The organism is Nocardiopsis sp. NPDC049922 (genome assembly GCF_040660275.1).
In the GTDB taxonomy this organism is placed as follows: domain Bacteria; phylum Actinomycetota; class Actinomycetes; order Streptosporangiales; family Streptosporangiaceae; genus Nocardiopsis.
Map to the genome: position 1 here is coordinate 142,315 of NZ_JBFAME010000006.1, position 26,375 is coordinate 168,689.

Annotated in this window: 26 protein-coding genes and 3 tRNA genes; 16 read left to right on the forward strand and 13 right to left on the reverse strand. The window is 73.4% G+C overall.

All coding sequences use genetic code 11. The annotated features are described in order from the left end of the window. Positions 1-101: 101 nt before the first annotated feature. On the reverse strand, positions 102-1,292 hold the full coding sequence (gene manA / locus AB0I72_RS13480) for a mannose-6-phosphate isomerase, class I (protein ID WP_358567011.1): 1,191 nt from the start codon (positions 1,290-1,292) through the stop codon (positions 102-104). A 341-nt stretch (positions 1,293-1,633) separates the two neighbouring features. Next, positions 1,634-2,185: a TetR/AcrR family transcriptional regulator gene (locus AB0I72_RS13485; RefSeq protein WP_358567014.1), complete on the reverse strand. Its 552-nt coding sequence runs from the start codon at positions 2,183-2,185 to the stop codon at positions 1,634-1,636. Positions 2,186-2,358: 173 nt separating this feature from the next. Between AB0I72_RS13485 and AB0I72_RS13490 the strand changes: the two genes are divergently transcribed. Continuing rightward, positions 2,359-3,990 (forward strand): MFS transporter, encoded by a 1,632-nt coding sequence (locus tag AB0I72_RS13490; protein WP_358567017.1) that lies wholly within the window; start codon positions 2,359-2,361, stop codon positions 3,988-3,990. Positions 3,991-4,045: 55 nt separating this feature from the next. Here the strand turns inward: AB0I72_RS13490 and AB0I72_RS13495 are convergent, their stop codons facing one another. Beyond that, positions 4,046-5,242, reverse strand: a complete 1,197-nt coding sequence (locus AB0I72_RS13495; RefSeq protein ID WP_358567019.1) for a molybdopterin molybdotransferase MoeA — start codon at positions 5,240-5,242, stop codon at positions 4,046-4,048. A gap of 213 nt (positions 5,243-5,455) precedes the next feature. Here AB0I72_RS13495 and AB0I72_RS13500 point away from each other — a divergent pair. From AB0I72_RS13500 to AB0I72_RS13510, 3 genes are all read left to right on the forward strand, one after another. Further along, a tRNA-Gly gene (locus AB0I72_RS13500) sits at positions 5,456-5,528 on the forward strand. Positions 5,529-5,567: 39 nt separating this feature from the next. Beyond that, positions 5,568-5,638 (forward strand) — tRNA-Cys (locus AB0I72_RS13505). 14 nt (positions 5,639-5,652) lie between these two features. Next, a tRNA-Val gene (locus tag AB0I72_RS13510) sits at positions 5,653-5,726 on the forward strand. Between the two features lie 479 nt (positions 5,727-6,205). Here the strand turns inward: AB0I72_RS13510 and dhaM are convergent. Continuing rightward, on the reverse strand, positions 6,206-6,598 hold the full coding sequence (dhaM, locus tag AB0I72_RS13515; RefSeq protein WP_358567022.1) for a dihydroxyacetone kinase phosphoryl donor subunit DhaM: 393 nt from the start codon (positions 6,596-6,598) through the stop codon (positions 6,206-6,208). A gap of 56 nt (positions 6,599-6,654) precedes the next feature. Here dhaM and AB0I72_RS13520 point away from each other — a divergent pair, with 56 nt between their 5' ends. The 5 genes from AB0I72_RS13520 (at position 6,655) to AB0I72_RS13540 (ending at position 11,886) form a co-directional block, all read left to right on the forward strand. Further along, positions 6,655-7,434: an IclR family transcriptional regulator gene (locus AB0I72_RS13520; RefSeq protein ID WP_358567025.1), complete on the forward strand. Its 780-nt coding sequence runs from the start codon at positions 6,655-6,657 to the stop codon at positions 7,432-7,434. Between the two features lie 241 nt (positions 7,435-7,675). Then, on the forward strand, positions 7,676-8,434 hold the full coding sequence (locus AB0I72_RS13525) for an MIP/aquaporin family protein (RefSeq protein WP_358567028.1): 759 nt from the start codon (positions 7,676-7,678) through the stop codon (positions 8,432-8,434). Next, positions 8,431-9,429 (forward strand): dihydroxyacetone kinase subunit DhaK, encoded by a 999-nt coding sequence (gene dhaK, locus AB0I72_RS13530; RefSeq protein WP_358567031.1) that lies wholly within the window; start codon positions 8,431-8,433, stop codon positions 9,427-9,429. The genes AB0I72_RS13525 and dhaK overlap by 4 nt, the downstream gene beginning before the upstream one ends. A gap of 45 nt (positions 9,430-9,474) precedes the next feature. Beyond that, entirely contained in the window at positions 9,475-10,098 is a 624-nt protein-coding gene (gene dhaL, locus AB0I72_RS13535) for a dihydroxyacetone kinase subunit DhaL (RefSeq protein ID WP_358567034.1), read from the forward strand. Positions 10,099-10,173: 75 nt separating this feature from the next. Next, positions 10,174-11,886 (forward strand): dihydroxyacetone kinase family protein, encoded by a 1,713-nt coding sequence (locus AB0I72_RS13540; RefSeq protein WP_358567037.1) that lies wholly within the window; start codon positions 10,174-10,176, stop codon positions 11,884-11,886. Between the two features lie 141 nt (positions 11,887-12,027). Here the strand turns inward: AB0I72_RS13540 and AB0I72_RS13545 are convergent, their stop codons facing one another. The 7 genes from AB0I72_RS13545 to AB0I72_RS13575 all read right to left on the reverse strand — a co-directional run bounded on the left by AB0I72_RS13545 (position 12,028) and on the right by AB0I72_RS13575 (position 19,789). Then, entirely contained in the window at positions 12,028-14,277 is a 2,250-nt protein-coding gene (locus AB0I72_RS13545) for a xanthine dehydrogenase family protein molybdopterin-binding subunit (protein ID WP_358567040.1), read from the reverse strand. Then, entirely contained in the window at positions 14,274-15,272 is a 999-nt protein-coding gene (locus AB0I72_RS13550; RefSeq protein ID WP_358567043.1) for a xanthine dehydrogenase family protein subunit M, read from the reverse strand. Before AB0I72_RS13550 ends, AB0I72_RS13545 begins: the two co-directional genes overlap by 4 nt. Then, on the reverse strand, positions 15,272-15,847 hold the full coding sequence (locus AB0I72_RS13555) for a (2Fe-2S)-binding protein (RefSeq protein ID WP_358567045.1): 576 nt from the start codon (positions 15,845-15,847) through the stop codon (positions 15,272-15,274). The genes AB0I72_RS13550 and AB0I72_RS13555 overlap by 1 nt, the downstream gene beginning before the upstream one ends. 231 nt (positions 15,848-16,078) lie before the next feature. Next, positions 16,079-16,867 (reverse strand): SAM-dependent methyltransferase, encoded by a 789-nt coding sequence (locus tag AB0I72_RS13560; protein ID WP_358567048.1) that lies wholly within the window; start codon positions 16,865-16,867, stop codon positions 16,079-16,081. A 157-nt stretch (positions 16,868-17,024) separates the two neighbouring features. After that, entirely contained in the window at positions 17,025-17,396 is a 372-nt protein-coding gene (locus tag AB0I72_RS13565; RefSeq protein WP_358567051.1) for a cyclophilin-like fold protein, read from the reverse strand. After that, positions 17,393-18,619: an MFS transporter gene (locus AB0I72_RS13570; RefSeq protein WP_358567053.1), complete on the reverse strand. Its 1,227-nt coding sequence runs from the start codon at positions 18,617-18,619 to the stop codon at positions 17,393-17,395. The genes AB0I72_RS13565 and AB0I72_RS13570 overlap by 4 nt, the downstream gene beginning before the upstream one ends. A 177-nt stretch (positions 18,620-18,796) precedes the next feature. Further along, positions 18,797-19,789 (reverse strand): LacI family DNA-binding transcriptional regulator, encoded by a 993-nt coding sequence (locus tag AB0I72_RS13575; RefSeq protein WP_358567590.1) that lies wholly within the window; start codon positions 19,787-19,789, stop codon positions 18,797-18,799. Positions 19,790-20,045: 256 nt separating this feature from the next. Between AB0I72_RS13575 and AB0I72_RS13580 the strand changes: the two genes are divergently transcribed. From AB0I72_RS13580 to rpsN, 5 genes are all read left to right on the forward strand, one after another. Beyond that, positions 20,046-20,468 carry a CBS domain-containing protein gene (locus AB0I72_RS13580; RefSeq protein WP_358567056.1) on the forward strand — a complete coding sequence of 141 codons (423 nt, stop codon included), beginning with the start codon at positions 20,046-20,048 and terminating at the stop codon, positions 20,466-20,468. A gap of 255 nt (positions 20,469-20,723) precedes the next feature. Next, positions 20,724-21,818 (forward strand): GTP-binding protein, encoded by a 1,095-nt coding sequence (locus AB0I72_RS13585; protein ID WP_358567593.1) that lies wholly within the window; start codon positions 20,724-20,726, stop codon positions 21,816-21,818. A 13-nt stretch (positions 21,819-21,831) separates the two neighbouring features. Further along, a complete protein-coding gene (gene rpsR, locus AB0I72_RS13590) occupies positions 21,832-22,092 on the forward strand; it encodes a 30S ribosomal protein S18 (RefSeq protein WP_358567059.1) in 261 nt (86 codons plus the stop codon). Between the two features lie 84 nt (positions 22,093-22,176). Then, entirely contained in the window at positions 22,177-22,413 is a 237-nt protein-coding gene (gene rpmB, locus AB0I72_RS13595; RefSeq protein WP_358567062.1) for a 50S ribosomal protein L28, read from the forward strand. A 1-nt stretch (position 22,414) separates the two neighbouring features. Continuing rightward, positions 22,415-22,720 (forward strand): 30S ribosomal protein S14, encoded by a 306-nt coding sequence (gene rpsN, locus AB0I72_RS13600; RefSeq protein ID WP_358567065.1) that lies wholly within the window; start codon positions 22,415-22,417, stop codon positions 22,718-22,720. A 62-nt stretch (positions 22,721-22,782) separates the two neighbouring features. Here the strand turns inward: rpsN and AB0I72_RS13605 are convergent, their stop codons facing one another. Both AB0I72_RS13605 and AB0I72_RS13610 read right to left on the reverse strand, forming a co-directional pair. Further along, the gene (locus AB0I72_RS13605; protein WP_358567068.1) at positions 22,783-23,232 is read right to left on the reverse strand and encodes a hypothetical protein; all 450 of its coding nucleotides are present in this window, start codon (positions 23,230-23,232) and stop codon (positions 22,783-22,785) included. Positions 23,233-23,344: 112 nt separating this feature from the next. After that, positions 23,345-23,968 carry a LysE/ArgO family amino acid transporter gene (locus tag AB0I72_RS13610; protein ID WP_358567070.1) on the reverse strand — a complete coding sequence of 208 codons (624 nt, stop codon included), beginning with the start codon at positions 23,966-23,968 and terminating at the stop codon, positions 23,345-23,347. 72 nt (positions 23,969-24,040) lie between these two features. On the opposite strand from AB0I72_RS13610, the gene AB0I72_RS13615 reads away from it, so the two are divergent. Next, the gene (locus AB0I72_RS13615; RefSeq protein ID WP_358567595.1) at positions 24,041-24,937 is read left to right on the forward strand and encodes a LysR family transcriptional regulator ArgP; all 897 of its coding nucleotides are present in this window, start codon (positions 24,041-24,043) and stop codon (positions 24,935-24,937) included. 202 nt (positions 24,938-25,139) lie between these two features. Then, positions 25,140-26,351 (forward strand): helix-turn-helix domain-containing protein, encoded by a 1,212-nt coding sequence (locus AB0I72_RS13620; protein ID WP_358567073.1) that lies wholly within the window; start codon positions 25,140-25,142, stop codon positions 26,349-26,351. The last annotated feature ends 24 nt before the right edge of the window (positions 26,352-26,375 follow it).

Sequence of the window (26,375 nt, forward strand, 5' to 3'; positions counted from 1 at the left end):
CCTCGTGTCGTCACAGTGAAAGTGAACAGAAAGGCCCAGGGTATCGGCGCGCGCGAGTGCCGCGTGGCGGGTGTCCCGTGACGGACGGGCCGCACGGGGTGTCAGCGGTCCCGGCTCCCGGTGGAGGCGGCGACGACGTGGCCGTGCCCCTCGACCTTGATCGGCCCGCTGCCGGCCCGTACGAACACCGACTCGCCGCGCTGGAGCGTGACGCCCTGACCGACCTCGGCGACCAGTTCCACCTCGCCCCGCAGCGCGAGGACCACGGTCGGACCCTCGCCGGGCAGGTGGGCGGCCACGCGGCCGGGGCCGATCTCGTGGAGCGCGAACTCGGGGGCGGGCGGGCGGAACTCGCGGCGCCCGTCCAGGAGGCGGGGCCGGGCGTAGGGGATCGGCAGGACGGAGAAGTCCACCACGTCGAGCAGTTCGGGGGCGTCGACGTGCTTGCGGGTGAGCCCGGCCCGCAGCACGTTGTCCGAGCTGGCCATGACCTCCACGGCCGTGCCCCGCAGGTAGGCGTGCATGTTCCCGGCGGGCAGGAAGAGCGCCTGACCGGGCCAGAGGGTGATCCGGTTGAGCAGCAGGGCCGCCACGGCGCCGGGGTCGCCGGGGTACCGGTCGGCCAGATCGGTGAGGACCCGCGCGTGGGCGCCGCGGCCGCCGGACGCGGCCCACTCGGCGACGAACTCGCCGATCAGCCGCTCGCGGTCCGCCTCGGGCAGGGTGAGCAGGCGGGTGAGGGCGCGGCGCAGGGCCTCGTGGGTGTCGGGGGCGCGGAGGTCGTCGCGCAGGAGGCGGGCGAGCGCGCAGTCCAGGCCCGCCAGGTCGGCGCGGGCGGCGGCGGGTTCGCGGAAGCCGCACAGGGCCTCGAACGGCTCCAGGGCCAGGAGGAGTTCGGGTTTGTGGTGGGGGTCGCGGTAGTTGCGGTGCGGCGCGTCGACGGGGATGCCCGCGCGCTCCTCGGCGGCGAAGCCCGACCGCGCGCGCTCGGCGTCGGGATGCACCTGGAGGGACAGGGGCGCCTCGGCGGCCAGGAACTTGAGGAGGAAGGGGAGGCGGGGGCCGAAGCGTTCGGCGGTGGCGCGGCCGAGGACCCGGTGGGGGTCGTCGGCGATCAGGCGCGGCAGGGGTCTGGAGCCGTCGTCGCAGTGCACGGTACTGGGCGCGCCGTGGTGGGCGCCCAGCCACAGCTCCGCCTGGGGTGTGCCGTCGGGCTCGGCGCCCAGGAGCCGCGGAATCGCGGTTCGCGCACCCCAGGCGTACGGTCGTACCTGGTTGGTGAGCCTGTGCATCGGCTCCCCGCCTTCCCGTCTGCGTGTTCTCACCCCGTGGACACTCCGGCGAGGTGGGACCAGTCTCGCGAAGCACGGCGCCCGGGTCGACCTGGCGCACCCCACTCACTGAGGTAGTGCACACTTCACCTCGCCAGGTAGGCGGGCACCCGACGACCGCGGGGCCCGACGGCGGCCACGAAGTTACTGGGAAGTAAACCACGATCGCGGCGCTGTGAACAGCACCACAGGGTCACCTCCCCGGCACGGGCCGGGGACGGTCGCGACGCGGAGGCGGTCGGTGGGCCCATGTGGGTGGTCATTCCCGGGCAGGGGCTTCGAACACACGACCGCGCGGCTGGTCAGCGCGGGCGGCGCACCCTGTCGGAGGCCTCGACCAGCCGGTCGAACATCCGCTGGCGGAGCTCGGGATCGGGTTGGGGGAGACCGGCGATCGCCGCCATGTACAGGCCGTCGCCCGCACGGAGGATGATCTCGGCCAGGACGGGGTCGGTGAGTTCCTCGTGCAGAAGCTCACCCCACCGCGTGAAGAGGCGCTGGACGAGGCCCGCGGCCTCCTCGGACAGGTCCTCCTGGCCGCGCAGGGCGGCGATGACCGCCCAGTACAGCTCGCGCTCCTCCGGGCTCTGCGGCAGTGAGGTGCGCAGGAAGACGCGGACCACGCCCTCGTCGCCCTCCCGGGCCTCGCGAAACTCCTCCTCGGCCAGCGCGCTCAGCCGGTCGATCAGGCCCGTGAGCAGGGCGGTCTTGGACGGGAAGTGGTAGAGCAGCCCGCCCTTGGAGACCGAGGCGGCGCGGGCGACCGCCTCCAGGGTCACGGCGGAGTAGCCCTCGTTGATGAGGATGTCCTGGAGGGCGTCGAGGATGCGGTCGCGGGTGTTCGATGCGTTCACGATTGACACTGTACCGGCTGGACGGTACTGTACCGTCTGGACGGTTCAAGAGTCGCGGAGTGTGTCCTCCCGTCGACCACCCTCCCCCGCCGGCCCGGAATCCCGTTCCCGCCCGGCGGCACCGCGCCCTCACGTCCGTGCGGCGCGCCACCAGCGAGACGTAACGAGGAAAGATGAGTTCCGCCCGCCCCATCCCCACGCTCGGCCCCCGAGGGGCCGCCCCCGCGCTCGCGGGCCCGCGTGAGTGGGCCGCGCTCGCCGTTCTGGTCCTGCCCGTCATCCTGATCTCCGTCGACATGACCGTGCTCGGGTTCGCGGTTCCCCAGTTGAGCGAGGAACTGCGGCCGAGCGCCGGCCAGCTGCTGTGGATCATCGACATCTACGGCTTCATCCTGGCCGGACTGCTGATCACCATGGGGTCCCTCGGGGACCGCGTCGGCCGCCGCCGGCTGCTCCTGGTCGGCTCCGCGGCCTTCGGCGCCGCGTCCCTGGCGGCGGCGTTCGCGCCCAACGCCGAGGTGCTCGTCGTGGCCCGCGCACTGCTGGGCGTCGCGGGCGCGTCGCTGATGCCCTCGACGCTGTCCCTGCTGCGCAACACCTTCCTCGACGCGCGGCAGCGGCTGCTGGCCATCGCCATCTGGGCGTCGGGCTTCTCGGCCGGCGCCGCGCTCGGCCCGATCCTGGGCGGGTGGCTGCTGGAGCACTTCTTCTGGGGCTCGGTCTTCCTCATCAACCTGCCGGTGATGGCGCTGATCCTGGCGCTCGTGCCGTTCCTGGTCCGCGAGTCGCGCGACCCGCGGCCGGGCCGGATGGATCTGCCCAGCGTGGTGCTGTCGATGGCCACGATGCTGCCCGCCGTGTACGGGATCAAGAAGCTGGCCACGGAGGGTCTCGCGGTCGTTCCGGCCGTGTCCCTGGTGGTCGGCCTGGTCCTCGGCGCCGTGTTCGTCCGGCGACAGCTGGTCCTGAAGGACCCGCTGATCGACGTGGAGCTGTTCCGGTCACGCGTGTTCAGCGTGGCCGTCGTCACGAACCTGATGATCGTGTTCTCGCTGGTCGCGTCGTTGTTCTTCCTGACGCAGTACCTCCAGCTGGTGCTGGGGGTGTCGCCGATGCACGCCGGGTACGTGCTGCTGCCGGGGCTGGTGCTGTCGGTGCTGGCGAGCTTCGTCGCCGTGCGGGCCGCGCGTCGGCTGAGCCTGGCGGCGGTGATCGGTTCGGCCCTCGTGGTGACCGCGGCCGGGTTCGCGGTGCTGGTGTTCACCTCCGAGCACGACGCGGCGGCCGGTGTGGCGGTCGTGGCCGTGGGCTTCGGACTGATCGCCACCGGCGCCGGGTTCGCCGAGACCCTGACCAACGGGGCCATCATGTCGGCCGCCCCGCCGCAGCGGGCCGGTGCGGCCTCGGCGATCTCCGAGACGGCCTACGAACTGGGCGGCGCGCTCGGCGTCGCGGTCCTGGGCAGCGTGCTGACCGGGTTCTACCAGTCCTCGCTGACCAGCGTCGAGGGCGTCCCCGCGCACGCCATGGAGCGGGCGTTCGAGACCCTGGGAGGGGCGGCCGACGCCGCCGCCGGCCTGGGCGGCACGGCCGGCGCCGACCTCATGGCCGCGGCGCGGACCGCGTTCACCAGCGGCATGCACGTGACGAGTGCCGTCGCCGCGCTGATCGTGCTGGCCGCCGCCGTCCAGGCGTGGGTGCTCCTGCGCAAGGAGACCGCCCCGGCCGTGGCGACGCGGCAGGGCGGCGACGACGGGTCGGCCCCGGAACCGCGTGAGCGGTCCGAGGAGCGGACGCGCGGATAGTCGACACGATCGTGGGCCCCGGGGAACCCTCCCCGGGGCCCACGTGTGTCCGGGTTCACGGCAGGTGGACGAGCTCCACGTCGGAGCCGTCCCAGCCCGGGGGCACCACGGCGTAGGCGTCGGCGAGCGCGGCTCCGCGCAGGCTGCCCGGCCGGTCGTGGCCCACCGGGCGGGCGTGCCCCTCCGCCACGCGCACGGGCACGAGACGGGTGTCACGGTGGTGCGGGCGGACGTCGCCCCCCAGAACCGCCCGGGCGGCGTCCACGCTCGGGTCCGGGCGTTCGGCCATGGCACTGACCAGGGGAACCAGGAGTGTGAGGGCGGCGACGAGGGCCGCTCCGGGGTTGCCCGGCAGACCCACGAACGCGGTGCCGCCGGCGTGCGCCAGCACCTGGGGGTGGCCCGGGCGGCAGGAGACGCCGTCCACCGCCACCGTGGCGCGGACGTCGTCCAGGACCGCGCGGAAGTGGTCGGCGGGCCCCTTGGACGACGAGCCGCACACGGCGACCACGTCGGCGTCCTCCCCGGCGACGGCCGCGCGCAGCGCCTCTCTGTCGTCGCCCAGGCGGCGCACCCGCGTGACCCGTGCGCCCGCCCACCGTGCGAGCCCCGGCAGCACCGGCCCGATGGCGTCGCGCACGGTGCCCTCCCCGGGCAGCCCGGAGTCGGCGATCTCGTCACCGGTGACGATGACGGCCACCCGGGGCTGGCGGACGGGCAGGGTCTCGTGGCCGAGGCTGGCGGCCAGGCCGAGCGCGGCGGGGGTGACCGCGGTTCCCCGGGTGAGAACGGTCTCGCCCGGGGCGGTCTCCTCGCCCGACCAACGCACGTGCCGCCCCGGTGCGGCGTCGCCCTCGACACGGCCCTCCGCGACCGTCGCCCGCTCGTAGGGAAGGACCGCCTCGGTGCCCTTGGGCACGTGGGCGCCGGTGGCGATCTCGACGGCCTCGCCGGGACGCAGCCCCGTGTGCGCGGTCGGCGCCCCGGCCAGCTGGGTGCCGACCAGCCGCCAGGGCCCCTCCCCCGCCACCGCGAACCCGTCCATGGCGGACGCGTCGTAGGCGGGCAGGCCGACCAGGGCGCGCACGTCGTCGCCGAGGACGGCGCCCAAGGCCTCCTCCAGGGGGACCTCGCGCGAGGGGAGGGCGAGTGCGCGGCCGAGCCGACGCGCCGCCTCCCTGGCCTCCGGCCACGACCGCTGTGCGCCGTGCCCCGGGTCTCCGTCGCTGGGGACGCCCCCGGTCCCGTCCATGCCGCCTCCCCGTCGTTCGCGCAGGTTCCCTCCATTGTTCACCTCTCGGCATGACGTGAGCGTTAACCACCGCTCACACGGCGATGCGGGCGCGGCCGAGGCGGAGCGCACCGGCCACGCGCTGGGCCGATTTGCCGTCTGCCGACTTTCCGCTAGAGTTCTTACCAGCAGCACGGCGGGGGCCACGGAGAACGGGGCCGAGCCGAGCGGCAAGCGGACGTGGCTCAGTTGGTAGAGCATCACCTTGCCAAGGTGAGGGTCGCGGGTTCGAATCCCGTCGTCCGCTCGGAGGAGACGCGGGTCGTCACGGCGCCCCGCGTGTCTCGGTGGAGTGGCCGAGAGGCGAGGCAGCGGCCTGCAAAGCCGTCTACACGGGTTCAAATCCCGTCTCCACCTCCCATGCTTCACACGGGCGGTTAGCTCAGTTGGTTAGAGCGCTACCTTGACACGGTAGAGGTCACAGGTTCGAATCCTGTATCGCCCACGGACTCAGGACGACCCTGCTCGCGCGTGACCGCGCCTGCCGGGTCGTCCGTCGTGCTTACCGGGGGGAGACCCCCCGAGGCACCCCCCTGCGGCCGAGGTCGCGCAGATCGGCGGGGTGAGCGCAGCGATTTCTTGCATCGCGGGGCTGCGCCCCGGGGGTCGTAGTTGGCTTGCGTAGGGTCCACTCGCCTTCGAGACGGCCCTGCTCGCGCGTGACCGCGCCTGCCGGGTCGCTTCGTCGTCTCTTCCGGGGAACCACCCCCAGACCCCCGATGGGGGCTTCGCCCCACGGGTCGTCGTTGGTTCGCCCGGGGTCCACCAGCATCACCCCGGGTCGGGCGACACCTGAAAGATCGACGTCACGAGCGGGCTCCCCCCGGAGCCCGTTCTTCTTCGCGCCCCCACCGCGGCGGCCCGCCGGACGGGCGAGGAGGGCGGTGGGGCGCGCCACGCGCGCCTCGCGGCGGCTACGGGGCGTCAGAGCTTGCGGACATGGCGGGCCCCCTCCGCGGAGTCGGCGACGGTTCTCAGGTCGGCACCGGACGCGGCGGTGACCACGGCGGCGACGGCTCCTTCGACGAAGGGGGCGTCGGCGATGACGACGTCGCGCCGGGGGTGGTCGGCCAGGACGGCGCGGGCGGTCAGGACGGAGCTGCCGAGGTCGGGGAGGACCAGGACACCGCGGCCCCGGTCGGCGTCCTCGACGGCGGAGAGGACGAGGTCGTAGCTGGTGCCGATCCCTCCGTCACCGGAGCCGGCCGCGGTGGCGACGGGAACGGAGTCGGAGCCGATCTGCCGCATCAACAGGCGCAGGCCCGCCGCGAGTTCGGCGCTGTGGGACACGAGTACGATGCCGACGGGTACGTTCATGAACAGTCATGTTAGATATCGGAACGCTGTTCAGCAATACTGAATGGGAGATCTCGATGGTCCAGGCCGTTCACAGAGCAGCGCAGATCCTGCGGGAGCTCGCCTCCGGCGGGCCCCGCCTGGGCGTGACCGAACTCGCCGACCGACTGGGCGTCGCCAAGCCCACGGTGCACGCGCTGCTGCGCACGCTGGAGGCCGAAGGGCTGGTCTCGCAGGACAGAGACGGCTCGAAGTACCGGCTGGGCCCGAACCTCGTACAGCTGGGCAACGCCTACCTGGATGGACACGAACTCCGGACGCGCTCGTTGACCTGGTCGGACGCGCTGGCCAAGCGGACCGGGGAGGCCGTGTGGGTGGGCGTCCTCACGGGTGACCACGTGCTGGTCGTGCACCACGCGTTCCGCCCCGAGGGCGCGGTGCAGATCCTCGAGGTGGGCGCGAGCATTCCGTGGAACACGTGCGCCTTGGGCAAGGCCGTCGCCGCGGCACTGCCCGCGGCCGAGCGGGGGCGCCTGCTGGAGGGGGAGCTCGCGGTGCTCACCGGCGCCAGCGTGACCTCCCGGGAGGAACTGGAGCGCCAACTGGGGGACGCCGCCACGACGGGCTACGCCGTCGAGGAGCAGGAGTCGGCCATCGGGGACGCGGGGATCGCCTCGCCGGTCTTCGACCGCTCCGGCGCCGCGGTGGGCGCGATCGGCGTCGTGGGACCGGTGGAGCGCGTGCTGGCCGAGGCGACGCGGCAGGAGTTCGCCGTGGCCGTGCGCGAGACGGCCCGCAATCTCTCCCGTGACCTGGGAGCCCCGCGCCGGGCCGCCTACACCCCCGGCGTGCGGTAGCGCACCGCCGCGGACCCGCGTCGGTCCTGGCGCCGAACCCCTTGACACGCGGGAAACACGGCCTTAATTTCGTGAACAGCGTTCATCCATGATGAACATCACGGTTAAGGTGTTCATCATTCCGTTCCCCTGTGGCCGCCGGGTGTCCCCCGAAGGACGTGCCCCGCGTCCCCCTGTCGCAGTCCGCGTCACGCGGAGGAGGTGAAGCGTCCGAACCGTCACCGGTACCGGTCGCCGTCCCATGGAAGAGAACTCCCACCCACAGAAGCTCCTCGCCGAGATGCTGGGCACCGCCGTGTTGGTGTTCGTCGGCGTCGGGTCCGTACCCGCGACCGCCATCGTCGGCGGCGACGCCCCCTTCACCATGGCGCAGCTGGGCGTGATCTCGCTGGCCTTCGCCACGGCCGTCATCGGGATGGTCTACGCCATCGGCCACATCTCGGGCTGCCACATCAACCCGGCCATCACCCTGGCGATGGCCGCCACCGGGAACATACCCTGGCGATACGTTCCCGGGTACGTCGCGGCCCAGATCTGCGGGGCCGTGGTCGGCGCACTCGCGATCGTGGGGGTGCTGGGACGACAGGCGGTCGACCTCGGCCTCGGCATCGCCGCCTACGGGTCGGAGGTCGGTGCGGGGCAGGCCTTCCTCGCCGAGGCGGTGGGGACGTTCATCCTCGCAGCGGTGGTCTTCGGCGCCGTCGACCGGCGTGCGCCCGGGGGCTTCGCCGGACTGGCCATCGGACTCGCGGTGTTCGCCGTCATCATCCCGGTGGCGCCCATCACCGGAAGCTCCATCAACCCGGCCAGGACGCTCGGCCCGATGATCACCGGCGAACTGTTCGGCGGCTCGGTCCACTGGTCCCAGCTGCCCGTCTACCTGGGCGCCGAGGTGGTGGGCGCCATCGCCGCCGGCGTCGTCCACACACTCCTGAAGGCCCGTGCCTCGGCGTCCGCGACGCGGGCGTCCGAGCCCGTCCCCGAAGGAGCGGCGTCGTGAAGAAGCTCATCAACGCACCGGAGCGCGTCCTCGACGACGCCCTGGCGGGAGTCGCGGCCGCGCATCCGGACCTGTCGGTCGACGTCGGGGCACGGACGATCACCCGGGCGGGCGGTCCGACGACCGGGAAGGTGGCCCTCGTCTCCGGCGGCGGCTCGGGCCACGAGCCGTTGCACGGCGGGTTCGTCGGCCCCGGGATGCTGGACGCCGCGTGTCCCGGCGAGGTGTTCACCTCCCCCGTCCCGGACCAGCTGCTGGCCGCGGCCGAGCGGGTCGACGGCGGCGCGGGAGTGCTGTTCGTCGTGAAGAACTACACCGGAGACCGCCTCAACTTCCGGATGGCGGCGGACCTCGCCGCCGACGAGGGCATCGCGGTGGCGACCGTGACGGTCGACGACGACGTCGCGGTGCGGGACTCCGCCCGGACCGCGGGACGGCGCGGCACGGGCGCCACGGTCTTCGTCGAGAAGATCGCCGGTGCCCTGGCCGAGCGGGGCGCGGACCTTCCGTCGGTGGTGGACATGGCGGAACGGGTGAACGCCGCGACCAGGTCGTTCGCCGTGGCGCTGAGCGCGTGCACCCCGCCGGCCGCGGGCAGGCCCGGCTTCGAGCTGGGCGAGGACGAGATCGAGATCGGCGTCGGCATCCACGGCGAGCCCGGCCGGCGACGCGAGAGGTTCCGCTCCGCCAAGGACACCGTGGCCACCTGCATGGACGCCATCCTCGACGATCTGCCGCCCGTCACCGGCGAGGGGACGATCGTCATGGTCAACGGTCTGGGCGCGACACCGCTCATCGAGCTGTACGTGGTCTTCAACGAGGTGGCGGCCGTGCTCGCCGAGAAGGGCGCGACCATCGCCCGGAGCCTGGTCGGCGACTACGTCACCAGCCTGGACATGGCGGGCGTCTCCATCACCGTCTGCGCGGCGGACGCCGAGATGCTGTCCCTGTGGGACGCACCCGTGAACACCCCGGCGCTGCGCTGGGGGGTCTGAGCCCCACCACCGCCCTGTTTTCACCGATCACCGAACGGAGACCCCATGGACATCGACCTCGCCCGCGCGTGGGTGCGGGCCATCGCCGTCGCCGTGGGCCAGAACAAGGACCACCTGACCCAGCTCGACTCGGCGATCGGCGACGCCGACCACGGGACCAACCTGGACCGGGGGTTCAGCGCCGCCGCCGACGCCGTGGCGGACCTCGCCGCGGACACCGTCGGGGTCGTGTTCACCAAGACCGGCAGCACCCTCATCTCCAGCATCGGGGGTTCCGCGGGGCCGCTGTACGGCGGCGCGTTCCGAGCCGTGGGCAAGGCTCTGGACGTTCCCGTCGCCGACCAGCGGACGTTCGCCGCCGCACTCGCCGCCGGGCTGAAGAGCATCCGGCTGCTGGGCGCGGCCGCCCCCGGTGACAAGACGATGATCGACGCCTACGCGCCGGCGGTCGTCGCCTTCGAGGAGCGGTCCCGCCAGGGGGACGGCTTCGCCGGGGCGGCCTCGGCCGCCGCGGACGCCGCGGAGGAGGGCATGCGCGCCACGACCCCGTTGCAGGCGCGCAAGGGCCGGGCCTCCTACCTCGGCGCCCGCAGCGTCGGCCACCAGGACCCGGGCGCCACCTCGACGGCCCTGATCTTCCGCGCCCTGGCCGACACGGCGGCCCGGTGACCGACCGCCGCCCGCGGCGTCCACCGCACTGACGCCGACGGCCCGCCAACCGCACATCAGAACGGAGCACCCACGATGACGTACTTCCTCCCGCCCACCGACCCCGTCGCGAGCGCCGCACGCGGGCTCGCCCTGGCCCACCCCGGCCTCATCGAGGTCCACCACGACCCCCTGTTCCTGCGCGCGCGGTCGAGCGACCCGGGCCGCACCGTCGCCCTGGTGTCGGGCGGCGGCTCCGGACACGAGCCGCTGCACACCGGCCTGCTCGGGCCCGGAGGCCTGGACGCCGTCTGCCCGGGCCAGGTCTTCGCCTCTCCGCACAACCGGCAGATCTACGCGGCCTGCGCGTCCGTCGCCAAGAGCGGCGGCGTCCTGCTCATCATCAAGAACTACACCGGCGACGTGATCAACTTCCAGATCGCCGCGGAACGCCTGCGCCACGACGGCGTCCCCGTCGCCACCGTCCTGGTGGACGACGACCTGGCCACCGACAACGAGGACACCGCGACCGGTCGACGCGGCACCGGCGCGACCGTGGTCCTGGAGAAGCTGCTCGGCGCCCGCGCCGACCAGGGCGCCAAGCTCGACGACCTGGCCGCCCTGGGCGCGAGGATCGTGGCGCGCTCGCGCAGTCTGGCGGTCGCCGCCCGGGCGCAGACCTCGCCCGCGACCGGTGAACCGGCCTTCGCCCTGGACTCCGGGACCCTCGAGTACGGGGTCGGGATCCACGGCGAGCGCGGCACGGGCACCATCGAGCACCGCCCCGTCGACGAACTCGTGCGTCGCATGACCGACGACCTGCTCGCGGCGCTGCCCGCCGGCCAGGAGCGGGTGCTGGCCGTCGTCAACGGCCTGGGGGCCACGACCGGCCTGGAGCTGCACGCCATCGGCTCGCTGCTGCACGAGGAGCTGACCGCGCGCGGCGTGGACCCGCTGGCCGTCGTGCCCGGCACCTTCACCGCGGCCCTGGACATGGCCGGCTTCTCGATCACCCTCACCCGCATGGAACCGGAGTGGGTCGAGCTGTGGACGGCCCCCACCGACACGCCGCTCGTGCTCCCCTCCCGCACCCTGACGGCCGGCAGCGAGGCGGCCGCCGTCGCCCGGGCGGCCGCGGCCCCGGCGCCCGCCCCTTCCCAGGCGGCGTCCACCCGAGCCGTCCTCGACCGCTTCTCCGAGGTCGTCTCCCGGTTCCACGACGACCTCACCGCGCTCGACCAGCGCGTCGGCGACGGCGACTTCGGCGACAACCTCGCCGGCGGTGTGCGACGGGCACTCGCGCTGAACGACGCGGGAACCGACGGCATGACCGCGCTGGCCGAGGCGTTCCTCAACGACGTGGGCGGCACCAGCGGCCCGCTCTTCGGCCTCCTCTTCCAGCAGCTCACGGCCGTGTCCTGGCCGGACGACCACGCGCCCGACGCGCGGTCCGCCGCCGCCGCGGCCGCCGCCGGTCTCGCCGCCGTGCACCGCGTCGGCGGCGCCGACGTCGGTGACTGCACTCTCGTGGACGCGCTCGCGCCCGCCGTCGACGCACTCGACACCGCCGCGCGGGACTCGGCCGACGACCCCTTCACCGCTGCCGCCGAAGCCGCCGCCCGGGGCGCCGCCGGCACGGCGGACCTCACCCCCCGGCGCGGTCGCGCCAGCTACGTGGGCGAGCGCGCCGTCGGGGTCCCCGACCCCGGCGCCCTGGGAGTGGCCCTGCTGTTCACCGCCCTCTCGGGTGTCTACGAGCCGGACGCGGCCACCCGCCTGCCCGACCTGGGTCGGTTCGCCGCCAACTGACCCAGGGCCGTCCGCGATGATGTGGACGGCCCGTCCGGACGCGGCATCCCCTGATCGCCCGGCACGGCAGAGGGCTGACGCCCGTCCCGAGCGACGACACGGGGGCCGGAGCGCCTCGCTCCGGCCCCCGCCCGTCTCCGGTCAGATCCTGGCCATCACCGACTCGACCGTGATCGGCAGGTCGTGGAACCGCTGTCCGGTCGCGTGGAACACCGCGTTGGCGATCGCCGCCGCGACCCCGACCTGGCCGACCTCGCCGACGCCCTTGACCCCGAGCGGGTTGACGACCCGGTCCTCGACCTCGATCATCTCCACCTCGACGTCCGGCGCGTCGGCGTTCACCGGCACCAGGTACTCCGCCAGGCTCGCGTTGGCCCAGCGCCCCTGCCGCGGCTCCATGTGGGTGGCCTCCAGCAGCGCCTGACCCACGCCCCAGAGCATGCCGCCCGTCAACTGGCTGCGCGCGGTCTTGCGGTTGAGCACCCGCCCCGGGGCGAACACACCCGTCAGGCGGCGTACCCGGACCAGCCCGAGGTCGGGGTCCACGCCCACCTCCGCGAACTGGGCGCCGAAGGTGGCCATCCCGTACCCGGTGTCCTGTCCGGGCGGCTCCCACTCCCCCAGCGCCTCGGCGTCGAACGTCATGTGCCGCCGCAGCAGGTCGGTGTAGGACTCGCCGTTCGCCGGCGTCCCGCTCAGGAACATCCGTCCCTCGGACACCTCGACCCGGCTCGGGTCGACCCCGTGCAACGGCGACTCCGGGTCCGCCACCGCCTGCGCGATCAACTGCTCTCGCAGCGCCGTCGCGGCGGTGTGCACGGCGGCGCTCACCGCACCGGAACCGGCCGAGCCGACCGCGGCCACGGTGTTGGGCAGGTCGGTGTCGCCGTAGCGGACGGAGACCGCCTCGGTCACCATCCCCAGGGCGTCGGCGGCCACCTGCCCCATGATGGTGCCCACGCCGGTGCCGAAGTCGGACGAACCGGTCTCGATGACCGCCCGCCCGTCCGCGTACACGCGCGCTCGGGCGCGCTGCGGGCTCATCGGCGTGTAGACCGGGTAGAGCGCGCTGGCCATACCCGAGCCCACGAGCCAGTTCCCGTCCCGGCGCGACCGCGGGATCGGGTCGCGCAGGGCCCACCCGAACAGCTCGGCGCCGCGCTCGTAGCACTCCCGCAGGCCCTTGCTGGACCACGGCTGGCCGGTCTCCGGGTCGGTGTCGGCGTGGTTGCGCAGCCGCAGCTCGATCGGGTCGATGCCGAGCTCGTAGGCGAGCTCGTCCATCATGGTCTCCACCACGAAGGCGCCCGAGGCCTCACCGGGCGCGCGCATGAAGGTCGGCGTCATGGTGTTGGCCCGGATCAGGTTGTACACGCCCTGGAAGTTCGGGCAGGCGTACAGCCGCGAGACGGGGCTGATCGACGGCTCGGCCCAGTCGTCGTGGGGCGAGGTCGGCGACAGCTTCCGGTGGCGGAGCGCGGTCAGCGTCCCGTCCTGGCGGGCGCCCAGGGTCAGGGTGTGCTCCTGTTCCTCGCGGTGCCCGGAGCCCGTGAACATCTGCTCCCGGGTCAGCGACAGCGTGACCGGTGCGCGCACGTACTGGGCCGCCATCGCCGCCAGGGTCGGGTGCGACCAGATCATCGCCTTGGAACCGAAGCTCCCGCCGACGAACTCGCTGACCACCCGGATGTCCGACGGCGGGATCCCCAGCAGCTCGGCGACGCTGAGGCGGGTCGCCGTGGGTCCCTGGGTGGTGTCGTACAGCGTGAGCCTGGCGTCCTCCCACACGGCGGTCGCCGCGCAGGTCTCGATCGGGTTGTGGTGGTTGGCCGCGAGGTGGAAGACGCGTTCGAGGACCACGTCCGCCTCGCGCAGCCCCTGGTCCGCGTCACCGCGCTCGGTGCGGCCCGGGACGATCCCGCCGAAGATCCGCTCCGGTTCGAAGGCGTCGTCGCGGCCCTGCTCGATCGTGGTGACCGAGGGTTCCTCGGCGTAGTCCACCTCGATCAGCTCGGCGGCGTGCTCGGCCCGTTCGAGGGTGTCCGCGACGACCATCGCCACGGGCTGGCCCGCGTAGTGCACGCGGTCGTCCTGCATCGGGAACAGACTCTGTCCGTGCGCGCTGGTGCCCGCCAGCGACGGGACCACGACCGGCGTCGTGGCGATGCGCGGCAGCTCGCGATGGGTGAGCACGGCCAGCACACCGTCGACGGCCAGGGCCGCGGACGTGTCGATGCCGGTGACGCGTCCGTGCGTGATCCGCGCGCCGACCAGGACCGCGTACGTCGTGCCCGGCGGGCGGTGCTCGGCGGAGTAGCGGGCGGTTCCGGTGACCTTGGCGTGGGCGTCGACCCGGTCGACGTCCCGTCCGATCTGGGGTCCGGTGCTCATGCGTTCCCTCCCCGCCCGGCCGCCACCGTGTTCAGTGCCCGCACCATGGTCCGCTGGGCGAGGGTGATCTTGAAGGCGTTCATGCTCTGGGGCACGGCGTCGGCCATCTCCGCGGCGGCCGCGTCCTCGAACGCCTCCGCTCGTGCCGGGGCGCCGGTGAGGTGGGCCTCGGCGCGTCGGGCGCGCCAGGGCTTGGTCGCGACCCCGCCCAGGCCGATCCGGGCCTCGGTGACGATCCCGCCCTCCACGCGCAGGATCACCGCGGCGGCGGCGAGCGCGAACTCGTAGGACTCCCGGTCCCGCACCTTGAGGTAGTGCGAGGTGCGGGCCGCGGTGTCGGCGGGCACCTCGATGGCGGTGATCAGCTCGCCGTGCGAGATCGGGTGCTCGCGTTCGGGCGTGTCCCCGGGGAGCGGGAAGAAGTCGTCGAAGGCGACGGTCCGCGCGCCGTCGGGACCCTGGAGGTGGATGATCGCGTCCAACGCGGTCAGGGCCACCGCGACGTCGGAGGGGTGCGTGGCGACGCAGTGCTCGCTGGTGCCCAGGACGGCGTGGGTGCGGTTGAACCCGCCGATCGCCGCGCAGCCGGTCCCGGGGTCGCGCCTGTTGCACGCCTGGTGCACGTCGCGGAAGTAGGAGCAGCGCACTTTCTGCATGAGGTTGCCGCCCATGGTGGCCATGTTGCGCAGCTGTGCCGACGCGCCCTTCTCCAGGGCCTGGACGATGACGGGGAAGCGCTCGCGCACGGCGGGGTGCGCGGCCACGTCGCTCATCCTGGCCAGTCCGCCGATCCGTATCCCGCCGTCGGAGAGCTGCTCGATCGCGGCGATGGGCAGGTCGTTGATGTCGACCACGCGGCGCGGCCGGGCGACCCGGATCCGGAGCATGTCGACCTCGGTGGTGCCGCCCGCCAGGAACTCGCTTCCGGGGTCGCCGCCGACCTCGGCGATGGCCGAGGCGATGTCGGACACGCGCTTGTACGCGAAGGAACGCATCACCGACCGCCTTCCCGGGTGTCGCCGTCGCGCACCTGCCGGATGGCGGACCGGATGTTGGCGTAGGCGCCGCAGCGGCAGATGTTGCCGCTCATCCACTCGGCGATCTCCGCGTCGTCGGAGGCGTGCCCCTCCTCGATGAGGGCGACCGCCGACATCAGCTGGCCGGGCGTGCAGTAGCCGCACTGGAAGGCGTCGTGGTCGGCGAAGGCCCGCTGCATCGGGTGGAGCCGGTCACCGTCGGCCAGGCCCTCGACGGTGGTGATCTCCCGCCCCTCGCACGCGACGGCGAGGGTCAGGCAGGACAGCACGCGACGGCCGTCGACCAGGACGGTGCAGGCGCCGCAGGCGCCCTGGTCACAGCCCTTCTTGGCGCCGGTGACGTCGAGGCGCTCGCGCAGCGCGTCGAGCAGGCTCACGCGGGGCTCGACGCGCAGCGGGCGCGGCGTCCCGTTGACGGTCAGGGTGATGTCGACCGGTTCCGGCCCGATCTCGGCCCCCCTCGGCCGGACCCCCCTGGCCTGCTCCGGGATGCTCGGTGTGACGGTTCCCGTCCGGTTGGTGCGCGGGTTCATCGGAGCCCCCTCGGGAGCGGTGTGCTGTGCGTGCTCATTGCGATCCCCCTGGTCACGCTGGTGCCGTGGCGCCACGGATGACTCCTGAGGATGCTCTCAACCCGACGTGCCCCGCGTGTGTGGACGCCCCCCAGCGGATGGCAATATCCCGCAAAGATCCGCTGGGGTCCGCCCCGGTGGGGAGCGGACCCCGTGTCGGTCGGACGGTCGCGGTCGGACCGTGGGATCGGGTCAGGGCTTGCGGCCCACACCGCCGAACTGGGCGATCTCGCGGCTCACACCCACCTCGGTCGGGTCCGGACGCCAGAACGGGATCGAGCACACACCCGGCTCCAGGAGCTCCAGTCCGTCGAAGAAGGCCTCGATCTCCTTGACGCTGCGCAGGTGGTACGGAACGGCCGCGCCCTTGTTCCAGGCCTCCGTGGCCTCGACGATCGCCTGTCCCGTGTTCGTGCTGTCGCACATGGCGAAGAAGCTGCCCGAGGGGAGCGCGTCCCGGTAGGCGCGCACGATCTCGTAGGTGCGCTCCTCGATCGGCTGGTGGCCGAGGGTGCCCAGGATGGTCAGCGCGATCGGCTGCTCGAAGTCCAGGTGTTCGCGCACCTGGTCGAGGAGCGGCCCGGGTTCGCGCAGGTCGGCGTCGATGTAGTGGGTGCTCCCGGGGACGACGCCGGTGAGCAGGGCCCGTGCGTGGGCGAGCACCATGGGGTCGTTGTCGACGTAGACCACCCTGGCGTCCGGCGCGACGGACTGGGCGACCTCGTGCGTGTTGTTCACCGTGGGCAGCCCGGTGCCGATGTCCAGGAACTGGCGGACCCCGTGCTCCCGCGCCAGGTGGGTGATCACCCGGATGAGGAACTCCCGTTCGGCCCGGGCGATCTCGACGATCTCGGGGAACGCCTGCTCGATCCGCGCCCCCAGTTCACGGTCGACGGGGTAGTTGTCCTTTCCGCCCAACCAGTAGTTCCAGACGCGTGCCGAGTGGGCCGCGCTCGTGTCGATGGGGGGAGTGTCCGTCATGGGCGCCTTCCGCGAGGAGGGAGTGGTCGGGGCTGCATTCTCGTGCCCCGGACCACGCCGTGCAAGCCGGATCCCCCGCCACGTCGGGCTTTCCGACGCGGACGCACGTCGGCCCGGGGGTGTGTGCGACCGCGCCCCCGGGCCGACGTGCGGGCTCTCAGGCGGCCCGGTCGACCCGCACCGTGTCGCCGTCCCCGACCGCCGCGAGCGCACGGTGGTCGCCGTCGATCCGGCCGAGCACGTTGGCCGCGCTGGCGAGCCTGCTCTCCGGTCCGATGGAGAGGGGTGTACGGCCGAAGGGCAGGGCGAGGGCGGAACCCGCCAGCCAGTAGCAGACCGTGCCGGGGTCGACGGTGTCGGTGGCGTCGTCCTCCCGGTCGACCTCGACGGGGACGCCGAAGTAGACCTCGTCGCCCCAGGTGTTGGCGGACGCCTCGATCGGCAGGGCGTCCCAGAGCGCCGTGGAGGTGGGGGTGTCGTCGAGCGTGGCGGTCACCGAACCGCCGGTCCAGGAGATGCTGATCCTCATGTGACCTGTGTATCGCGCTCCGATGCCGTGAGCTCCACCGGGGTATCCGTAATGCAGATATTTGATTCCGCATCACGGAATCTAGCCAGTCGCGTGGCGGTCACCGCGATCCCGAGACCGACGAGGGCCAGGACCGAGCCGATCACGGCGGGCGACGTGTACCCCAGCCCCAGGCTGATCCCCAGTCCGCCCAGCCAGGCGCCGCCCGCGTTGGCGAGGTTGAACGCCGAGTGGTTGGAGGCCGAGGCCAGCGAGGGCGCCGCCGAGGCCTCGTTCATCACCAGCACCTGGAGCGGCGTCACCACCGCGGAGCCGGCCGCGCCCAACGCCACGACGGTGACCGCCGCGGTCCAGGGGTTGTGCACGGTGACGACGAACGCGGCGAGCACGACCGCGAGCGCGACGAGCGACCAGTGGATCGTCGGCCGCAGCGCCCGGTCGGCCAGCGGACCGATGAACAGTGAGCCGAGCGTCATCCCGGTGCCGAAGAGCGCGAGGATGAACGGCACGCCCCCCGGCGCCATCCCGGCGAGTTCGGTCATCATCGGCGTGATGTAGCTGTAGACGGCGAACACCCCTGCGAACCCGAAGACGGCCGTGGTGAGCCCGAGGACCACCTGCCGCCCGCCCAGGGCGGACAGTTCGCGGCGGAGCCCGCCCCCGCCGATCGCGGCCCGGGGCACGCGGGGGACGAAGGCGGCGATCCCGACGAGCGCCAGAGCGGCGATGACCGCCACCGCGAGGAAGGCCGCCCGCCACCCCAGGAGCTGCCCCAGGAAGGTGCCCGCGGGCACGCCCACGATGTTGGCGACGGTCAGGCCGAGGAACATGCGCGCCACCGCGGTCGCCTTGCGGTCGGGACGGGCGGTGTACGCGGCGACCAGGGCGCCCACCCCGAAGAAGGCCCCGTGCGGCAGGCCCGCCAGGACACGGGCGGCGAACACCGCGCCGTAGGAGGGGGCGAGGACGGTGGCGAGGTTGCCGACCAGGAAGAGCCCCATGAAGAGCAGGAGCACGGTCTTGCGCGGCACGCGCGTGCTGAGCGCCGTGAGCAGCGGGGCGCCGACCACCACGCCCCCGGCGTACGCGGAGATCAGGTATCCGGCGGTCGAGACCGGCACGTCCAGGTCCGCGGCCACCTCGGGCAGCAGGCCCATGATGACGAACTCCGTGGTCCCGATGGCGAACGCCCCGACGGCCAGGGCGAGCAGAGCCAGAGGCATGGGTGTGCCCCCTTTCACGACGGTGGAGCGGGGAGGGAACCCGATGGAGGAGGGTTGTGGAGGGTACGGCCGAACGCCGTGGTCAGACACGTTTAGCACGTGCCAATTCCAGGATCCCAGCTCCCCGGGGCCGACCCAACCCGCACGGCGTGTGATCTCGCTCGCGGCGGGCCCGGGTCAGTCCGCGTCGGACCTCGGCGGCCCGGTGCTCCCCCGGACCACGAGTGTGGGTTCCAGGACGACGTGCCTGTTCGTGGTACGTCCCTCGTCGAGCCGCTCGGCCGCGCACGCCACCGCGAGCCCGGCCATCCGCCCCGCGTCCTGGCGGACGGAGGTCAGGTCGAGGAAGGACAGGCGGGCGGTCCGGCTGTCGTCGTAGCCGACCACCGCCACGTCCTCGGGCACCCGCACGCCCGCCCGGACGAGCGTCTCCACCAACCCGAGCGCGCAGCGGTCGTTGCTCGCGACCACGGCGGTGGGCGGCCGGTCCCGCGTCAGGAGTGCGCGCGCCGCCCGCGCCCCGGACTCCTCGGAGTAGTCGCCGCCGATGACCTCGACGTGGCCGCCGAGGCCGTGCGCGCGCATCGCGTCCGTGTAGCCCCGCCTGCGTTCGGGCGCGCCCGGCAGCTCGCCCGCGTCGACGTGCGCGATGGCGCGGTGTCCCTGCCCGACCAGGTGGTCCACCGCCTGGCGCGCCCCGTCGGCGTCGGCGGTGCGCACGCTGTCGGTGCCCTCGCCCCCCGTGCGCTGGCCGATCTCCACCACCGGGACCTGCGCGGCGATCGTGGCCAGGTGGGCCGGGGCCGCCGCGGACAACCCGATGAGGATGAGGGCCTCGCAGCGCAGGCCGAGCAGGTCGTCGATGGACTCGCGCTCGCCCCTGGTCGAGAGCAGCGCGCTGAGCACGACCCCGTAGTCCAGCTCGGCGGCGGCGGGGTAGACGGCCTCGACCAGGTGGACGTCGAGCGGGTGCTCCATGGTGAAGAGCACCCCGATCTGGCGGCTGCGGGCGCGGCGCAGCAGCCGGGCCGTCCTGTCCGCGCGGTAGCCGACCTCCTCGGCCGCCCGCAGGACCCGCTGCCGCGTCCGCGCGCTGGGGCCGGGCCGGTCGCTCATCACCAGGGACACGAGTTGGCGCGACACCCCGACACGGGCGGCGACGTCGGCCATCGTCGGCCGCCGGGCCGGGACCCCGCCCGACCGCGCGCCGCCCGCGCTCCCGGATTCCGCCATCTCGCCCCCTCACCGTCCGGCGCCTCGGTGCTGCCGATGCTAGTGCCATCTCCAGCGGCGCCCGACCGGTCTGGCGACTGGGCACGGCCACCGGCTCCGACCAGCGCGAACAACCGACCCCCGCACGTTTGACCCACTCGGGAACGGCTACGTGTCCAGTGCAGGGCACACACCGAACGGAGGGAGAAGGATCATGGCCAAGACCATCTCCGAACTGATGACCAGCCCCGCCCGCACGGTCGGGCCGGACGCCACCCTGCGCGCGGCGTCCCGGATCATGCGGGACAACAACGTCGGCGACGTGGTCGTGACCCGGGAGGACGGCTCGCTCATGGGCATCCTCACCGACCGCGACATCGTCGTGCGCTGTCTGGCGGCGGGGGGCGACGCCGACGCCATGACCGCGGGCGCGACGTGCACCGAGCACGTGGCGACGGTGCCGTCGCAGTGCCGTGTCTCGGAGGCCGTGGACATGATGCGGTCCAAGGCGGTGCGCCGCCTGCCCGTCGTGGACGAGGACGCCCTCGTGGGGATCATCTCGATCGGCGACCTGGCCCAGGCGGTCGACGAGCACTCCGCGCTGGCCGACATCAGCTCCGCCCAGGCGAACCGCTGAGCTCCCGCCGGGGGCCGCGGCCCGGCCCGGGCCGCGCGTCCTCCCGCGATGAGACGGCCGCCACGTCTTCCGGGTCGCCCACGGGGGACGGCCCGGGGCGTGGCGGTCCGCGCGTCCCCGCTCCCCCGTAGGTCCCTCGCTCTGACTCCGCGCCCACGCCCGCGTGCTCCGACCTCCGCCGCGCATGCGTTACGATAATGATTATCGTTTCCATTCAAAGAACGGAGGTCGGCCACGATGGAGCCGACAAGCCCCATGCGGGTGGTCGTGGTCGCCGGGCTGCACCGCGCGGCGCGCGGACGGACGGTGGACGCGCTGCTCGCCGCGGTGCCGAGGTCGGTGGCGGTCCACCACGACCTCGGGGAGATCAGCGAGGGGAACGTCCACCGCGTCACCCGTGACCGCTGGGGTCCCGTCGACCACGCCCCGGTCCACCTCGACCACCTGTGCGCGTCGTGCACCCTGCGCGAGGACCTCGTGCCCGTCCTGCTGCGACTGGCCGCCGAGGGCGAGTACGCCCTGTGCGTCGTGGAGGCCTGGGACGTGGTCGAACCCCGGCAGGTGGCCGAACTCATCGCCGCCCGACGGGAGTTGGAGCTGGCCGCGGTCGTCGCCGCGGTGGACGCCGACCGCCTCCTGCCCGACCTGGCCACCCACGACGACCTGCGCGACCGTGCGTTGGACATCGCGGTGGAGGACGACCGCACCGTCGCCGAGGTCCTGTCGCACCAGATCGAGTACCCCGCCGCGATCGCGCTGCACGGCACCCGCCACCGGGACGAGGCACGGTCGCTGCTGGAGCAGTTCAACCCGGCCGCCGCCGTGGTCCCGCCGGGCGCGGCCCTGGCCGAGCTGACGCTCGGCCGGTTCGATCCCGAGGCCGCCGCCAACCGCACCAACCCGGCCTGGGCCCAGTACTGCCCGCGCACGGACGGCCGGGTGACCACCGTGACCTGGTCCCGGCGGCGTCCGCTGCACCCGGAACGCACGCACGAGGCCCTGGAGCGGCTGGTCTCGTCCAGCCTGCGCAGCCGGGGCCGGATCTGGCTGGCCAGCCGCCCCGACACCCTCCTGGTCTGGGACGCCCACAGCGACGCCCTGGTCCTGGAGAGCGGCGGCCCGTGGCTGGACGCCCTGCCCGGGGCCGCCGTGGAGATGGTCTCCGAGACCCGGCGCGCCTCCGCCCGCCTGGACTGGGACCCGGTCGTGGGCGACCGCGGCCAGCACCTCGCCTTCACCGGGATCGACATGGACGCCCAGGGGTTGGTCGCGCTCCTGGACTCCTGCCTGATCACCGAGGAGGAGGCCGGTCGGCCGCTCCAGAACGACCCCTTCGCCGACGCACTGTGAGAGAGGAACCCCGATGAGCGCCAGGCCCCGACGGTCGGGCGGACGGCCCACGTCCCGCAGGTTCGCCAACCCCCTCGGCGACGCCGACCACGTCGACTACAAGGACGTCGCCCTGCTGCGGAAGTTCATCTCCGAGAAGGGCAAGATCCGCAGCCGCCGGGTCACGAGGGTGACCTCCCGGCAGCAGCGGCTGATCACCGCCGCGGTCAAGAACGCCCGAGAGATGGCCCTGCTCCCCTACCCGTCCAACACCCCCACGTCCAGGAACCCCTGACCGGGTCCAGGAACCCCTGACCGGGTCCAGGAACCCCTGACCGGGTCCAGGAACCCCTGAACGAGCATCCACAGGAGGAACACCGTGTCACGTGTCTGCCAGGTGACGGGCCGGGCCCCGAGCTTCGGGAACGCCGTCTCGCACTCCCACCGGCGCACCCGCCGCCGGTTCGACCCCAACATCCAGACCAAGCGGTACTGGCTGCCCAGCGAGAACCGCTACGTGCGGCTGCGGGTCAGCGCCAAGGGCATGCGGGTCATCGACGCCCGCGGCATCGAGCGGGTGGTCGCCCAGATCCGGGCGCGCGGGGAGAGGGTCTGAGATGGCCAAGAGGAGCAAGATCGCCCGGAACGAACACCGGAAGAAGGTCGTGGCCCGCTACGCCGAGCGGAGGGCCGAGCTCAAGCGGATCATCGCCGCCCCGGGGACCGGTCCGGCCGAACGCGAGGCCGCCGTGCGCGAACTCCGGCGCCAGCCCCGCGACGCCAGCGCGACGCGGGTGCGCAACCGGGACTCGGTGGACGGACGCCCGCGCGGCTACCTGCGCAAGTTCGGGCTCTCCCGGATCCGGTTCCGCGAGGCCGCCCACCGGGGAGAACTGCCGGGCGTGACCACGTCGAGCTGGTAGGAAGCCCCCGCTCACCGGCTCCGGGGCCCGGGGTGGACGGGTCCCGGAGCGGCGTCGGGCGGTCAGGTCCGCACGCGCAGGAGGCGCTGCGCCACCAGGGCGACCAGGCCGGACACCGCGCCGACGACCGTCCCGGTCACCAGGCTGCTGATCACCGAGAACCCCCGGATGATGACGGCCTGGACGCCGGGCGCCAGGTCCGAGAGGTTGCCGCCGAGGGTGGGCTGCTCGTCGCCGAACGACTGGTTCCAGAGCAGCTGGTGTCCGAGTGCCAGGAACACGCCGTAGACGATCCCGACCACCAGCAGGGTCACGAACGGGTTGGGCACCCGCCGGACCAGGACCACGGCGATCCACACCAGCGGCGGCACGAAGACGAGCAGCCAGTTGACGAGGGTGCCCGGCTCGATGACGGACAGGTCGTGCAGGACCACCCGGGGCACCGCGAGCAGGGCCAGGAGAACGAGCACGGGGAACGACAGGCCGAGGGCGGCCCTCTTCTGATCGGTCATGGCACCAACATAGGAACCGGCCCCCGCCCGCACATCGTTTCCCGAGCGCGTTCCGCTACGTCGGGAAGCGGGTTCCGCGTCGCCCCTCGACGTAGGGCGGGTGCCGCGGACACTATCCCCCGACGGCGATCCGGACGCCGAGCGTCAGCATGACGACGGCGATCACCCCGTCGAGCACGCGCCAGGCGCCCGGCCGGGCGAACACCGGGCGCAGGAGTCGGGCGCCGAAGCCCAGGGCGAAGAACCACAGGAAACTGCCGGTCACCGCGCCGCGCGCCCACCACCAGCGCGCCTCCCCGTCCTGCTGGTTGGCGACGGAGCCCAGGAAGACGACCGTGTCCAGGTACACGTGCGGGTTGAGCCAGGTCAGGGCGAGGGCCGTGGCGACCGCGGGGCCGAGCCGGTGCGAGCGGGACGCCCCGTCGGCGGCGAGCGCTCCGGGCCGCACGACCCTGCGCGCGGCGAGCAGACCGTACACCACGAGGAACCCGGCGCCGAGGAAGCGTACGAGCACCAGCGCGGAGGGCATGGCCTCGATGACGGCGCCGACGCCGAGGACCCCGGCGGTGATGAGGACGGCGTCCGACAGGGCGCAGACCAGGACCACGGCCAGGACCGTGCGGGGACGGCCGTCGATGCCGAGCCGGAGGACGTAGGCGTTCTGGGCGCCGATGGCCACGATGAGGGCGAGCCCGGTCCCCAGACCGAGCACCGCCGCGAGCAGGGATGCGTTCACGTTCGGAACGTTAGGAGCGCGGGCATCTGTAGTAAAGCTAAACTTTCTTAGATCACTTAAGAAAGGCTTATGATGCCCTTCCAGTTCGACCACCTGCGCACACTCACCGCTCTCGTGGACGAGGGCACCTTCGAGGCGGCCGCCCGGCGGCTGCACGTGACCGCGTCGGCGGTCTCCCAGCGGATCCGGACGATGGAGCAGACCGCGGGCAAGGTCCTCGTGCGGCGCACCAACCCGGTCACGACCACGCCGGCGGGCGACGTGGTCCTGCGCTACGCCCGCCAGGTGGTGCTGCTGGACGGGGACGTGCTCGCCGAACTGCGGGCCGGTGAGGGTGAGGGCGGACGGGTGTCGGTGCCGCTCGCCGTCAACGCCGACAGTCTGTCCACGTGGTTCCTGGAGGCGCTCGCGGAGCCGCCCGAGGATCTGGGCGCGGTGTTCGACATCCACCGCGAGGACGAGGAGCACACCACGTCGCTGCTGCGCTCGGGAGCGGTGATGGCCGCGGTGACCTCCACCCCGGAGGCGGTCCAGGGCTGCACGGTCGAGGGGCTCGGGGTCATGCGCTACCTCGCGGTGTGCGGTCCGGCGTTCGCCGCGAGGCACCTCGGCGACCCCGTCGACCTGGACCGGCTCCCGACGGCCCCCGTGGTGAACTTCGACCGCAAGGACGAGCTGCAGGACCAGTTCCTGCGGGAGCTGACGGGGCGCGCGCCCGAGGCGCCGCGCCACTTCATCCCGGCCTCGACCGACTTCGCCCAGACCATCCTGCTCGGGCTCGGATGGGGCGTGGTGCCCGAGCGGCAGTGCCGGGAGGCGATCGCGGAGGGGCGGCTGGTCGAGCTCGCCCCCGACCGTCCGGTGGACGTGCGGCTGTACTGGCAGCGCTGGAACCTGCGGTCGCCCCTGCTGGACCGGGTGTCGGAGAGGGTGCGCGCGGCGGCGGCCACCCGGCTGCACCCGCTGTAGCCGGGTGGCCGCCGCCGCGCGGCCGTCATGGCCGACCGGCGCCCGGCCCGTCCGGGGTTGTCCGCGAAGCGACGCTCTGGTGGGATGGGACGACGGTCGCCGGGATCCGGCGGGCCGCGTCCACGATGGGGACTTTCTGGCGCACGGAGCACGCGCGGGCGTGCCGCGACCGGCTTCGCCGTGCGGCCGCGCCGGAGGTGACATGTCGTATCCGCTGTGGGAGGAGACTCCGACGGAGCCGTACTCCGGGTTCCCCCCGGACGTGGGCGCGCGGTTGCGCCCCCTGGTCCAGGGCCTGACGCGCAGCACGGTCGAGGCGGTCCAGCGCCGCGCGGAGGCCCACGGCCCGCCCCTGGAGCCGGGCGACGCCGAGGCGTGGCGCGAGCTGATCGCGTCGGCGGCGTACGCGTTCATCGAGCGGGTGGAGGGCGACCGCCCCCTTCACACCCCGACCGGCGCGCCGACCGGCGTCACCGAGGCGTTCCGCGCGTTCGGGGCCGACGAGGCCCGCGGCGGACGGACGCTGGAGCGTCTGCACGCCGGGATGCGCACGGCGGCGGCGATCGCGTGGCGGCGGTTGGCGATCACGGACGCGTTCACCCGGAAGGACGTGGTGGTCCTGGGCGAGGCGCTGTTCGCCTTCCAGGAGGAGCTCACCACGGCCGCCGCCGAGGGGCACGCCGAGGTGCACCGGGCCGAGGGGGACCAGAGGAAACGCGCCCGTGCGCTCCTGTTGGAGGCGTTGCTGGACGGGGTGGACCCCGCGTCGGTGCCGTCGCTCGCCCGGGCCGCGCGCTGGCGGATCCCCGAGCGGATGGCCGTCGCTCTCCTGCTGCCCGAGGGGAAGGCGGGGGTACCGGCCCCGCCGTCCGACGTCCTGGTCGACACGGAACGGGACGACCCCCACGCCGTGGTCCCCGATCCGGACGGGCCCGGACGGCCGCGTCTGCTGGAGCGAGCGCTGCGCGGGTGCACGGCCGTCCTGGGGCCGAGCGTGGTCCCGGAGGAGGCGCCCGTGTCGCTGACGCGGGCCCGGCAGCTGGCGGACCTGGTGCGCGCGGGGGTGGTGCCGGGCGGGGGCGTCGTGCGGTGGGGCGACCACCTGTCGACGCTGCTGTTGGCACGCGACACGGCTCTGGTGGCGGAGCTGGCGCGCGAGCGGTTGGCCCCGATGGCGCGGCTGCGGGCGCCCCAGCGCGACCGGATGGCGGACACCCTGCTGGCCTGGCTGGAGTCGGGGTTCAACGCCAACGAGGCGGCCGAGCGGTTGCGGGTGCACCCGCAGACGGTCCGGTACCGGATCCGCCGGTTGAACGAGCTGTTCGGACCGCGCATGCGCGAGCCCGACGCCCGGTTCGAGCTGGAGCTGGTGCTGCGGGCCCGCCGTCTGCTGGGACCGCTGGAGTCGTCCTGACCGCGGACGACGGGACCGCGGACG